This window comes from Parvibium lacunae (genome assembly GCF_003335215.1).
GTDB classification, from domain to species: Bacteria; Pseudomonadota; Gammaproteobacteria; order Burkholderiales; family Burkholderiaceae_D; genus Parvibium; species Parvibium lacunae.
This window is the reverse complement of record NZ_QPGB01000001.1, coordinates 383,822-396,467: the sequence shown is the minus strand read 5'-3', so window position 1 is coordinate 396,467 and position 12,646 is coordinate 383,822. Positions and strand designations below refer to the sequence as shown.

12 protein-coding genes are annotated in these 12,646 nt (G+C 51.5%); 4 read left to right on the top strand and 8 right to left on the bottom strand.

Annotated elements, in window-relative coordinates:
• Positions 1-19: 19 nt before the first annotated feature.
• The 3 genes from DU000_RS01840 to DU000_RS01830 all read right to left on the bottom strand — a co-directional run bounded on the left by DU000_RS01840 (position 20) and on the right by DU000_RS01830 (position 5,047).
• Positions 20-304 (bottom strand): GIY-YIG nuclease family protein, encoded by a 285-nt coding sequence (locus tag DU000_RS01840; RefSeq protein WP_114401645.1) that lies wholly within the window; start codon positions 302-304, stop codon positions 20-22.
• Positions 305-355: 51 nt separating this feature from the next.
• A complete protein-coding gene (gene purL / locus DU000_RS01835; RefSeq protein WP_114402062.1) occupies positions 356-4,441 on the bottom strand; it encodes a phosphoribosylformylglycinamidine synthase in 4,086 nt (1,361 codons plus the stop codon).
• A 147-nt stretch (positions 4,442-4,588) separates the two neighbouring features.
• Positions 4,589-5,047 (bottom strand): Lrp/AsnC family transcriptional regulator, encoded by a 459-nt coding sequence (locus tag DU000_RS01830; RefSeq protein ID WP_114401644.1) that lies wholly within the window; start codon positions 5,045-5,047, stop codon positions 4,589-4,591.
• A 140-nt stretch (positions 5,048-5,187) separates the two neighbouring features.
• On the opposite strand from DU000_RS01830, the gene DU000_RS01825 reads away from it, so the two are divergent.
• Complete coding sequence (locus DU000_RS01825) at positions 5,188-5,934, top strand: aspartate/glutamate racemase family protein (RefSeq protein ID WP_114401643.1); 747 nt, start codon at positions 5,188-5,190, stop codon at positions 5,932-5,934.
• Between the two features lie 4 nt (positions 5,935-5,938).
• Here the strand turns inward: DU000_RS01825 and hemW are convergent, their stop codons facing one another.
• The 5 genes from hemW to DU000_RS01800 are packed head-to-tail and all read right to left on the bottom strand — an operon-like array spanning position 5,939 to position 10,663.
• A complete protein-coding gene (gene hemW / locus DU000_RS01820) occupies positions 5,939-7,225 on the bottom strand; it encodes a radical SAM family heme chaperone HemW (RefSeq protein WP_114401642.1) in 1,287 nt (428 codons plus the stop codon).
• Positions 7,222-7,854, bottom strand: coding sequence for an RdgB/HAM1 family non-canonical purine NTP pyrophosphatase (rdgB, locus tag DU000_RS01815; protein ID WP_114401641.1), 633 nt, complete (start codon positions 7,852-7,854; stop codon positions 7,222-7,224). Before rdgB ends, hemW begins: the two co-directional genes overlap by 4 nt.
• A gap of 15 nt (positions 7,855-7,869) precedes the next feature.
• A complete protein-coding gene (gene rph / locus DU000_RS01810) occupies positions 7,870-8,601 on the bottom strand; it encodes a ribonuclease PH (RefSeq protein WP_114401640.1) in 732 nt (243 codons plus the stop codon).
• A 16-nt stretch (positions 8,602-8,617) separates the two neighbouring features.
• Entirely contained in the window at positions 8,618-9,562 is a 945-nt protein-coding gene (locus DU000_RS01805) for a PP2C family protein-serine/threonine phosphatase (protein WP_114401639.1), read from the bottom strand.
• A 45-nt stretch (positions 9,563-9,607) separates the two neighbouring features.
• On the bottom strand, positions 9,608-10,663 hold the full coding sequence (locus DU000_RS01800; protein WP_114402061.1) for a serine/threonine protein kinase: 1,056 nt from the start codon (positions 10,661-10,663) through the stop codon (positions 9,608-9,610).
• Positions 10,664-10,870: 207 nt separating this feature from the next.
• Between DU000_RS01800 and DU000_RS01795 the strand changes: the two genes are divergently transcribed.
• Genes DU000_RS01795 through rpoZ form a run of 3 tightly spaced genes read left to right on the top strand, consistent with a single transcriptional unit; the run spans position 10,871 to position 12,643 of the window.
• The gene (locus DU000_RS01795; protein ID WP_114401638.1) at positions 10,871-11,746 is read left to right on the top strand and encodes a YicC/YloC family endoribonuclease; all 876 of its coding nucleotides are present in this window, start codon (positions 10,871-10,873) and stop codon (positions 11,744-11,746) included.
• A gap of 16 nt (positions 11,747-11,762) precedes the next feature.
• Entirely contained in the window at positions 11,763-12,383 is a 621-nt protein-coding gene (gmk, locus tag DU000_RS01790; protein WP_114401637.1) for a guanylate kinase, read from the top strand.
• 56 nt (positions 12,384-12,439) lie between these two features.
• On the top strand, positions 12,440-12,643 hold the full coding sequence (rpoZ, locus tag DU000_RS01785; RefSeq protein WP_114401636.1) for a DNA-directed RNA polymerase subunit omega: 204 nt from the start codon (positions 12,440-12,442) through the stop codon (positions 12,641-12,643).
• The last annotated feature ends 3 nt before the right edge of the window (positions 12,644-12,646 follow it).

The following is a 12,646-nucleotide window of genomic DNA, read 5'->3' as shown; positions in this document are numbered from 1 at the left end:
AAAATTAACACTAGCATTATTAAATGTTTGGCTTAAATTTTGGCCATCTGTTATAACCAATAGCAGGATTATTTGATTGATATTTTTTAATTAATTCTGCTTCAACTCGATTAATTTCTTCCGTACTCTCAGATTCAAAGATGATTTCTTTTCTAATAACAAAATCTCGTTTCTGTTCATCGGTGAAATCATTAGCAACAATATTGGCATCTACGCTACCAAAATAAGTAAGTGTATTTGTTAAATCTTTACCTATATATATTTTTCCGTTTGGATAGGTGATTTTATAAATGACTTTTTTCATGTAGTAGCGCTATAAGAAAAAAGGCTTCCAAACTGAAAGCCTTTTATTGATTTACCCCACCCACTTCCGCGCATTCCAAAACATCCGCATCCATGGCGAATCTTCACCCCACGCTGCGGGGTGATAGCTCATCTGCACAGTACGGAATACGCGCTCAGGGTGCGGCATCATCACCGTAAAGCGGCCATCGGGCGTGGTTACGCTGGTAATACCACCTACAGACCCGTTCGGGTTGAACGGATAGATTTCGGTCGGCTCACCGTTGTTATCCACAAAACGGGCCGCAACCAAAGCACGCACGCGATGGTCTTCCGAGCTGAAGTTAGCAAAGCCCTCGCCATGTGAAACCACCACGGGGATGCGGCTACCGGCCATACCCTCAAAGAACAAGGACGGCGACTGACTGACTTCGAGTGTGACGTAACGAGCTTCAAATTGCTCGGATTTATTCCGGGTAAATTTGGGCCAGTGCTCCGCACCGGGAATGATGCTGCTGAGGTTGCTCATCATCTGGCAACCGTTACATACCCCCAAGGCAAAGGTATCGCTGCGCTGGAAGAATTGCGCAAACATGTCAGCCAACTGCGGGTTGTAGAGAATGGTTTTCGCCCAGCCCTCACCGGCCCCCAGCACGTCACCATAGGAGAAGCCACCACACGCGGCAAAGCCACGGAAATTGGCGAGGTTTACTCGCCCAGCGAGCAGATCGCTCATGTGCACATCCACCGCGGCAAAACCCGCACGGTCAAACGCAGCGGCCATTTCGATTTGGCCATTGACACCCTGCTCACGCAAGATCGCCATGCGTGGCTTAGCACCCCCATTGATAAAAGGCGCAGCAATATTTTCCGCGGGATCAAAGGTCAAGCGCGGGCTGATCCCGGCGTCCTTGGCATTGAGCAGGCTCTCAAACTCTTGTTCGGCACAGAGTGGGTTATCGCGCAGGCGGGCAATCTGATAGCTGGTTTCGCTCCAGATGCGCTGCAACTCAGCCCGTGGTGAGCTGTATACGGCCTTGGCATCTCGCCAGATTTCAATCGCATCGCTTTGATTGAGCATCCCCACCACATGGGTATGCGCGGCCAGCCCAGCTTGGCGCAGCACTTGCATAATCGCGGTTTGGTCAGCACGGCGCACTTGTAGCAGGGCGCCGAGTTCTTCACTGAACAGCGCTTTCAGGGTCAGCTCATTACGCTGCACGCTGACTTGCTCGGCGCGAATTTTGAAATCGCCCCAGTCTTGCGCATGGGGGTCGATGGTGAGCAGATCCACATTCAACGAAACACCACAATGTGCGGCAAAGGCCATTTCACAGGCAGCGGCAAATAAGCCGCCATCTGAACGGTCATGGTAGGCCAACAACAGCCCTTGCTGATTCAGCTGCTGAATGGCATTGAAGAAACCTTTCAACAGCGCGGGATCATCCACATCCGGCACCGCTTCGCCGAGCTGCTGCGTAACTTGGGCGAGTGCCGAGGCTCCCAGGCGGTTTTTGCCTTGGCCTAAATCGACGAGTACGAGTACGGTATCAGTGACATCGGTGCGTAATTGCGGGGTCAGCACTTGGCGCACATCGGTCACCGGTGCAAAAGCGCTGATAATCAGGGACACAGGCGCGGTCACGGACTTGGCGGTGCCATTGGTCTCGTCTTGCCAAGTGGTCCGCATCGACAGCGAATCTTTACCCACGGGAATGCTGATACCCAATGCTGGGCAAATTTCCATACCCACGGCTTTCACGGTATCGAATAATGCAGCATCTTCACCGGGCTGGCCACAGGCGGCCATCCAGTTAGCAGAAAGTTTGATTTGGCTGATATCGGCAACCGGGGCAGCCGCGAGGTTGGTGAGCGCCTCGCCAACTGCCATGCGGCCCGAAGCGGGTGCATCCAGCACGGCCAGCGGGGTGCGCTCGCCCATGCTCATGGCTTCGCCACGATAGCCTTGGAAGTCCATTAAAGTCACGGCACAATCGGCTACCGGCACTTGCCACGGGCCGACGTATTGGTCGCGCGAACATAAGCCACCGACGCTACGATCGCCAATCGAAATCAGGAAAGATTTACTGGCCACCGCAGGCAAACGCAACACGCGCTGCGCCGCTTCGGCTAAGTCTAACGTCGCTAAATCAATCGGCGCGGTTTTGGGGGTGACATGTTCCACATTGCGGTGCATCTTGGGCGGTTTGCCCAGCAGCACGTTGATATCCATATCAACCGGGTTATTCCCGTACTCTGGATCAACCACTTGTAGTTGCAACTCATCGGTCGTGACACCCACCACGGCAAACGGGCAACGCTCGCGCTCACAAATGGTTTTGAATTGCTCGAGGCTGCTTGGCGAAATCGCCAGTACATAACGCTCTTGTGATTCGTTGCTCCAAATTTCCTTGGGCGAGAGACCACTCTCTTCCAGCTGAATCTTGCGCAAATCAAAGCGTGCGCCCTTTTCTGCACCATGCACGATCTCGGGGAAGGCATTGGATAGGCCGCCGGCACCCACATCATGAATCGAGAGAATCGGGTTATCGTTACCGAGCGCCCAGCAACGGTCGATGACCTCTTGCGCACGTCGTTCAATTTCAGGGTTGCCACGCTGGACTGAATCAAAGTCGAGATCGGCGGTATTGGTGCCCGTCGCCATGGACGAAGCCGCACCACCGCCCATGCCAATACGCATGCCGGGGCCACCTAACTGGATGAGTAAATCACCGGCTTGCAGGGATTTCTTATGGGTATGTTCGGCTTTGATATTGCCCAAGCCTCCCGCGATCATGATGGGCTTATGGTAGCCACGGACATTGCCAGCAATGTTTTGCTCGTAGGTGCGGAAATAGCCAAGCAAGTTAGGACGGCCAAATTCGTTGTTAAACGCCGCGCCGCCAATCGGGCCATCAATCATGATTTGCAGGGCAGATGCAATCCGCTCCGGCTTGCCGTAAGGCTGGGCTGTTGATTTTTCTGCCGCTGTGACGTCTTGCGCGTTTTCCCAAGGCTGCTCAAAGCCTGGAATCTGCAAGTTAGAAACCGAAAAGCCGACTAAACCGGCTTTGGGTTTGCCGCCAATCCCCGTGGCCCCTTCATCGCGAATCTCGCCGCCCGAACCAGTTGAAGCACCGGGGAATGGTGCAATCGCCGTCGGGTGGTTGTGGGTTTCTACTTTCATCAAGGTGTGGGTCAGCTCTTGGCTGGCGGCATACTGCTGGCCTTGCTCAGCACGGGGGTAAAAACGCTGGGCCTCGCAGCCTTCCATCACCGCCGAGTTATCGGAATAGGCGACCACCGAGTATTGCGGGGTGAGCTGGTGCGTATTGCGAATCATGGCGAACAGGGATTTATCTTGATCCACGCCATCAATCGTCCAATCCGCATTAAAAATTTTGTGACGGCAATGTTCGGAGTTCGCTTGTGCGAACATCATCAATTCCACATCAGTGGGGTTACGCCCGGCTTGGGTGAAAGCCGTATTCAGGTAATCAATTTCGTCGTCCGACAGCGCCAAGCCCAGCTCGGTATTGGCTTTAACCAGCGCGGCACTGCCCTCTTCCAGCAAAGGCACCGTCGCCAAGGGTTGAGGGGGTAGCTCTTTGAACAGGGTTTGCGGATCGGTATCCACTGGCAGCACGTTTTCGATCATGCGGTCATGAATGGCGCCGTACACCACTTGCCACTCGGCTTCACTTAGGCTGGTGGGCTTACCCAATAAACCTTTGGTGACCACCTTGGTAACAGCGTTCAGCGCACCCGTTAAACCACCTTTGAGCGCAATGCTTACTTCCATCCCACGTTCGATGCGCTTGATTTTCGCCAAACCGGCATTGTGGGCAATGTCCGTCGCTTTACTGGCCCAAGGGCTGATGGTGCCCAAACGCGGTACGACCCAGACTTTTTCGGCTTGCGCTAAGTCGATAGCTGGGTCGCCATACTGAAGAAGCGCTTGCAGCGTGGTGAGTTCATTGCCAAATAGCGGCGCGCTTGACCAAACAAAATGAACATAACGCGCTTGGATATCAGCGATCTTGTGGGCAACGTCTGCGTTTTGAGACGCAATCTGCTTAAGCAATCGTTCACAACGAAAAGGAGATAATGCACGCGCACCGGCCAGGATAAAGGCAGATGAAGAATCAGTCGAAGTCATGGAGGCAAGGGTCATGAAAAGGCGGTGTCAGACGAAATGAAGAGCGAGGCTTCGGGAAGAGAAAAAGCGATTTGGACATACAGCCTAAATTATACCCGTTTGCCCCCTTGCTGCAGCAATTGCCGCCCATGAAAGCTGCGTCTGTGCTTAGATGTAATCTAGCGGCAGGATGGTCGTACTCTTTAACTTTTCCATCGCAAAGCTAGAGCTAACATCGCGCAACTCTACCTGACTGACCAAATGCTTATAAATCCGATCAAAAGCCTGGATATCCGGCACGACGATGCGTAATAGATAATCGACATCCCCACTGAGACGATAAAAATCCAGAACTTCTGGAATGGCTTTAACAACACTGCTAAATTGCTCATACCAAGCTTTACTGTGGCTAGCCGCCTTAACAGAGACAAACACGGTTACGCCTAAATTCACCTTTGCAGCATCAATAAGCGCAACACGTTGGGTAATGACCCCCTGCGCTTCTAATTGCTGTATGCGTCGCCAGCAGGGCGTGGTAGACAGCTGTACTTTCTCAGCCAGCACTTGCAAGGGCAAGCTGGCATCTGCCTGCAATAAATTGATGATTTTTTTATCTATTTTATCCATTTAACAAAATATTATCAAATTAATTAAATTTAAGGAAATAATTTCTATTATATTGGAAATAAATAAAAAAATTAGAAACATATTCCTTGCTTGATCGATCAAAATCGTGTTGATCGTTAAGCAATTGAACTGGAGTCATCATGAAAACAATCGGCATTCTGGGCGGCATGAGCTGGGAATCGACCAGTCTGTATTACCAAGGCATTAACCGGACGATTGCAAGCCAGCTTGGCGGCCTGCATTCCGGGAAGATCGTGCTGCACAGCGATGATTTTGCACTTGTCGCGCAAATGCAAAAAGCAGGCGATTGGGCGGGCCTGGAAAAACGCTTACTGGCCCATGCCCAACAGCTCACAGCAGCCGGCGCGGAGGCGATCTTGATTGCGACCAACACGATGCACGTTTTAGCGCCGGCGCTGAGCCAAGTGCTACCTGTCCCGTTACTGCATATCGCTCACTGCACAGCACAAGCGATTCAAGCGCAAGGAATACGACAAGTTGCCCTCTTAGGCACGCGTTTTACGATGGAAATGCCTTTTTACCGGGATATTTTGGCCGGTTACGGCATTGAAACACTGACGCCCGATCAAGATGGGCGTGAAAGAATCCATCAGATAATCTTTGCCGAGTTGTGCCAAGGGCAGATCACCATGGCGTCGAAAACGCAGATGTTGTCGATCATCGCAGGGCTTCAACAGCAAGGGGCTGAAGGGGTGATTCTCGGTTGCACCGAAATTCCGCTACTGATTACACAAGCAGATGTCACTGTCCCGGTGTTCGACACCACCGCTTTACACATCCAGCAAGCTGTTGACTTCATGCTCTCCACAACGACCGATGTGAAGGTTAAAGCAGAAATGGAAGAAAAATCTGTGATACTAGCTTGAGCAATCAGTTAGACAAAAAAAGTTGCAGCAGATCATTCAAAAAGGCCCGGCCTTTCGCGGTCGGGCGAATCTGCTGAAAATCCCGTTCCAGCAAGCCTTGAGTTTCCGCTTGATTTAATTGGGACTCGATTTGATTGAGGGTTAAGCCGGTTCGCTCATAGAATAAATTCACGGGAAACCCCGCCTGCAGGCGCAGGGCGTTGAGCATAAACTCAAACGGTAACTCTTTGATTGCGACCTCATGGCTTTCCTGAATTGCCTGTCGCCGAACTGCCTGCGCCATATAGTGTTTGGGTTGCTTGTAACGCAGCTGGCGCACAATCCGGTGCGGGAAACTCAATTTAGAGTGAGCGCCCGCGCCAATGCCCAGATAATCGCCAAACTCCCAATAATTACTGTTGTGCCGGCTCGTTCGACCTGGCTGCGCATAGGCAGAAACCTCATAGTGAACATAACCCGCCTCAGCGGTGCGTGTCGTAATTAGCGCTTGCATATCCGCTGCGAGATCATCATCTGGCAATACAGGCGGGTAGCGATGGAAATAGGTATTGGGTTCGAGCGTGAGATGGTAGATCGAAATATGGGGCGGGCGATAGCCCAATGCCGTCTCAATGTCTAATGCGCATTCGGCGAGGGTCTGTTGCGGTAACGCAAACATAATATCAAGGTTGAAATTATCAAAATACTTCGCAGCATGCGCAACAGCGGCATGCGCTTGCCGGTCATCATGAATGCGGCCCAGCGCTTGCAAGTGTTCCGGCGCAAAACTCTGTATTCCCAATGACAGACGATTGATACCTGCTGTCCGAAAAGCACTAAATTTCTCAGCTTCAAAAGTGCCAGGGTTGGCTTCCAGCGTTACTTCAACATCCGGGCCCAACCCGGTCAGCATACGAATATCATTCAGTAATTGTTCGATAGCCGCTGCTGAAAATAAACTGGGGGTTCCGCCACCGATAAAGACGCTGTGTATTTTGCGGCCCCAAATGAGCGGCAAGGCTTGCTCTAAATCTGCGCGCAGAGCTTGTAAATAATCAGCCTCGGGGAGTGCTTGTTGCGGTAGCTGGCTCAGACCATGGGAGTTGAAATCACAGTAAGGACATTTACGCACGCACCAAGGCAGGTGTACGTAGAGCGCTAGTGGGGGCAGGCTTTTGAGCTGCAGAGGCCCAGGCCGCAAATAGAGTGCGGCCAACTCAGCCGAATCCGGTAAAGAAGTCGGCGTCGCATCAACGGTCTCTGTGGTAGCCGTTGTGGCGGATTGAATCGGAATCGTGGGCACAGGACTCATTTCTGAAAAATAGATGCCCGCTCACGCTGTAGTAAGCTGAGTAAACGCTGTATTGCCTGAGCACGATGGCTGAGCTGATTCTTTTCTGCAGGGGTTAATTCTGCCGCTGTTTTTTGTAAATCACTCAGCCAGAAATGAGGGTCATAACCAAAGCCAGCAGTTCCCCGCGGAGATGAGACTATTTCGCCATACCAACTGCCATCTGCAATCAAGGGTTGCGGGTCATGCGGCGCACGAACCAAGACCAAAACGCAGTAATAATAGGCACGACGATCAGCATGCGCGGCTAGCTCGCTAACAAGACGGGTGTTATTACGATCATCGTCTCTGGGCAGGCCATCTAGCAATGACGCAAAGCGGGCTGAGTGGACTCCTGGCGCACCGCCCAAAGCAGGCACACAAATGCCGGAATCATCAGCCAATGCGGGTAAGCCAGTATGTTGGCTGGCATGCCGCGCTTTCGCTAGCGCATTTTCTATAAAGGTTTGAAATGGCTCAGCCACTTCTGGCACCTTGAAAGCAGATTGTGGAACAACGTCAATCTTTAATGGGGCGAGCAAGGCATTAAATTCACGTAACTTACCCGTATTTTCTGATGCCAGAATGAGTGTGTTACCAAGGCTGTCCATGGATTCAGCCGCTACTCAAGACTGACTTAATGCTTGCGTTTGATACGCCAGTAATTGCTGAATGCCAACGTCTGCCAGTTTGAGTAGTTGATCAAACTGGGTACGGGTAAAGGGTTCGCCCTCAGCGGTCCCCTGCACTTCGACCATGCCGCCCTGTCCGGTCATCACAACATTCATGTCGGTATCGCAGCTTGAGTCTTCTTGGTAGTTGAGATCCAGTAAAGGCTGCCCTTGTACAAGGCCAACCGAAATGGCGGCTACCGCGGTTTTGATTGGATTAACCGCAAGCAGCCCTTTTGCTTCTAGGCCCCGTACCGCATCGACTAATGCAACGTAGGCCCCTGTTATGCTGGCAGTGCGAGTGCCCCCATCTGCTTGGATCACATCGCAATCAAGTTGAATGGTGCGCTCACCCAATGCCGATAAGTCGATCACTGCGCGCAAGCTACGACCGATTAAACGCTGAATTTCTTGCGTACGCCCGGATTGCTTGCCTTTGGCTGCCTCGCGGTCCATCCGACTGTGGGTAGAACGTGGCAGCATCCCATACTCTGCCGTTACCCAGCCCTCCCCTTTGCCTTTCATAAAGCCAGGTACTTTCTCTAGGACTGAAGCAGTACAAAGCACATGGGTATCACCAAATTGAATCAGGACGGAGCCTTCGGCATGCTTGGTGTAATGCCGCTGAATGGAAATGGCACGCAGGGCATCAGCACGACGGCCATCACAACGAGTTTCTATGGTCATAGCAGCAACGGCGTCTCTATTCTTTGTTATTCATGGCATTCTTAGAACGATTGAGTGCATCATTAATTTCATCAATCGCATTTTCAATGTCCTCTTCGGAAAGCGGAATACTGTCTTCGAAGTCAGCAAAACGGGGGGCGCGGATGGTGGTCGTGAATGCCCCGTTTGGCATCCGCTTGGTTGAATGCGTACTGCGGCGATGTGACCGCGCTTCAACTTCTTCTTTACCTTCCCACATCATGGCGATTCCAGTCGCATTATCGGCGCTGCGCCCAGAGCGTTGGACTGCATGCTCCAGCACGTCAGGCAGTGATTCTGTCACTTGATTATTCATGAAAGCGCGGGCGAGTTCTTGATCATGAATCGCCGCCCATAGACCATCGGTGCAGAGCAGCAAGACATCGCCTTTATGCAGGGCCTCGACCTTGCCGATTTCAACCCGAGGCTCCATGGGAGACCCCAAGCAGTTCATGACCTTATTGCGCTCTGGGTGCAAATAAGCCTGTTCCTGTGAAATGTAGCCTTCATCGACCAGACGTTGTACTTTTGTATGGTCTTTCGTGCGAATCAGTACCTCACCCTCACGCATGAGATACAAGCGTGAATCCCCCGCGTGGGCCCAATGAGCACAACCATCCTGCACGACACAAACCACAACCGTGGTGCGAGGCGCTTCAGGGAGCTGATTCACAGCACGAAAGCGGTGAATTTCCTTATGCGCAGCATTAATCGCATCTTCCAAAAATTTGGCCGTATCTTTGATCACCGGGCGAGCGCGCTGCTGAAACATACCGGCTATTGCCTGGAGGGTAATCTGGGCGGCGATTTCGCCGTTCGCATGTCCGCCCATGCCATCGGCCACCACCATCATCAAACAGTCGCGAGAATAGCTGAATCCCATGCGATCTTGGTTGACTTGTCGGGTGCCGAGCTTACTTTCTTGATAAATTGAAAATTTCATCCTACCCTCAACGCGCTTGGCCAGTTCTCATCAAGTTTGTCTGAATCATTTGGTGTGGTCTACCTGTGTGCCATCAAGATTAGTCCGAAAAACACTGGAAGAGCTCATTTCTGTCATACGCTCGCGCTGACGACCCTTCATAACGAGCTCTTTGAAGGCCTTGGAGACCTGCCCGAACATGCCGGTTTTTTTGCGTTCAGGTACTTTACTCGATAAGCGGCGCTGCAGAGCAAAAACGCTTTGCGGGCGCTCAAGGGGGCTGAGACGCAAACACCACTCGGTAATATCCACCAAATCATCACTGTAAGCCCCTCGCAGTGCTTTGAAGGCGGCTTTCATCTTGTCATGCTGCTGGCGCGCATCACTGGGTTGGGGCGGTGAGCCAGCCATACAGGCAAAAATGCAGGCACCAACAGCATAGATATCAGTCCATGGACCCAACTGTGCATTTTTCTGATAGAGCTCCGGCGCCGCAAACCCTGGGGTATACATTGGAAATAATCGAGGCGCATCGGCCGTCAAGGTTTGTCTCGCAGCCCCAAAGTCTAAGAGGATTGGCGTACCGTCATGACGTAGATATATATTCGCGGGCTTTAAATCCAGGTGCAGCAATTTGTTTGAGTGGACTTCACGCAAACCATTCATGACATGACGAAATACCCGTCGTGTCATCCGCTCACTCACGATTTCGCTGGCCCCAACGCTGCGTACATTTTCCCGATTGCGCAAAATATGCTGTTGTAAAGACATGCCGGACTCATAGCCCATCACCATGTAAACCGTATCATTGGCACGGAAAAAATTCAGAACACGCACGACATTGGGATGAATAATGCGAGCGAGGGCGCGCCCCTCTTCAAAAAAACATTTCAAACCGCTTCTAAATGCTTGCAGATTTTCAGGCTGGATAATGGGGGCAAGCTGCCCTATATTGCGCAAGGCCAGGTTACTTGGCAGATATTCTTTAATGGCCACCGGTTGGTTGTGCTCATCATAGGCAAGATAAACAATGCTAAAGCCACCACTGGCGATTTTCTTGACAATGCGGTAACCCGCAATTTCAATGCCATCTGGTAAAGGAGCATTAGTCTGTTGCGCCATAAATAAAGAGTCGCCTGCCTGTGGTTTCCGAAACAAATCGGCATCTATTAATAAACTGGCTGAATTATGCACTATTTTGGCGGGATTCCATTATCCTAAGCACTTTGCTGCAACACTCGGCGCAGATATATTTGACACGCAACCAAAGCGTTTCGATACTCCCATTCTTAAAGTGCGAACAACAAAGGCGCTAACATGATATTTAGCATGACTGGCTATGCGGCGGCGAATCGTGAAACCGACGCAGGGGTACTCAGCCTGGAGCTGAAAAGTATTAATTCACGTTTTCTGGATTTGCAGTTTCGGATCAGTGATGAGTTGCGTACCTATGAATCAACGCTGAGGGAAGCCCTGAGTGCGGCATTTGCGCGGGGGAAAATTGATTGCCGACTCATTCTAAATCGCGCAACCTCAGCCAGCCCGGATATCGTGGTTGAACAAGCGATGGTGGCACGACTGATCGCGCTTCAAGTTCAAGTGCTTGCAGTGAGTCCACGCAGTGCGCCCATGGGCGTCGCCGATATTCTCAAATGGCCCGGAGTCATTATTGAAAACGCCTTAGATCCTGAAGAGCTTAACCGCTTAATTAAAAGCCTCATCGAAGAAGCGATTACTCAGCTTAAAGCAGCACGTGGACGCGAGGGAGACAAGCTAAGCCTCACGATCCAAGATCGTCTGCAACAAATGACCGACACCGTTCAGCGTTTACTCCCACTCATGCCTACCGTACTAGAACAACAGCAACGTAAGCTCACGGAACGCTTACGTGACAGCCTGAAAGAGGTTGGAGGACAGGCTGCAGGCGAACTGGGTGAGCGCATCAAACAAGAAGTTACCCTGTTTGGTATGAAATTTGACGTCGCGGAAGAGTTAACCCGGCTACAAACCCACATTGGCGAAACCCGTCGCATTTTGAAAGAAGGGGGACAAGTGGGCAAGCGGCTTGATTTCATGATGCAAGAAATGAACCGTGAAGCCAATACCCTGGGCTCTAAAGCCAGCGTCATTGAGCTCTCAAATGCAGCGATGCAGCTTAAACTATTAATTGAGCAAATGCGCGAACAAGTCCAAAATCTGGAATAACCGATACGGAGATTGCATGGCTGCTGGCAGCTTATTTATTATCGCCGCACCGTCAGGTGCGGGCAAATCATCGCTGGTCAATGCGCTCTTGGCTGCTGAACCTGGTATTGAGCTCTCAGTTTCCTGGACAACCCGACCGCCTCGGCCCGGCGAGCAAGCCGGGCGGGAATATCATTTTTGCAGCGTGGCAGAATTCCAAGCACGCAAACAAGCGGGTGAATTTCTCGAAAGTGCTGAAGTTCATGGCAACTATTACGGCACCTCGCAGCGCTGGATCCAGGAAAAAATTGCTGCAGACAAAGACGTTTTACTTGAAATAGATTGGCAAGGTGCCCGACAAGTTCGCCAACACTTCCCCCAAGCCATTAGCATCTTTATTTTGCCCCCCTCGATTGCTGTGTTGGCCGAGCGTTTACGCAAGCGCGGGCAAGATGAGCCTGACATCATAGAGCGCCGTTTACTGGCAGCTGGTGGGGAGATTGCCCACGCGACTGAGTTTGACTATGTTATCATTAATGAAGATTTTTCAGCCGCGCTGAATGCCATGAAAACCATTGTTTACGCCAGCCGACAGCGTTTTGCTGCACAAGCAGCGCGCCACGCAACGCTATTTACACAATTGGGAATTCATGTCTGAAGTCGGTTACCGCAGGGTTGTTACTACATCAACCGATTAAAGAGATAGGATAGATCATGGCCCGTATTACCGTTGAAGATTGCTTAAAACAGATCCCAAACCGCTTCGAACTGGCGCTCGCCGCCACCTATCGCGCTCGGATGCTCGCCCAAGGACACAGCGCCAAAATTGAGACCAAAAACAAAGCCGTTGTCACCGCGCTAAAAGAAATCGCCGGTGGTAAAACAGGCATCGAAATGCTGCGTAAAGTCCCCACCTGATTG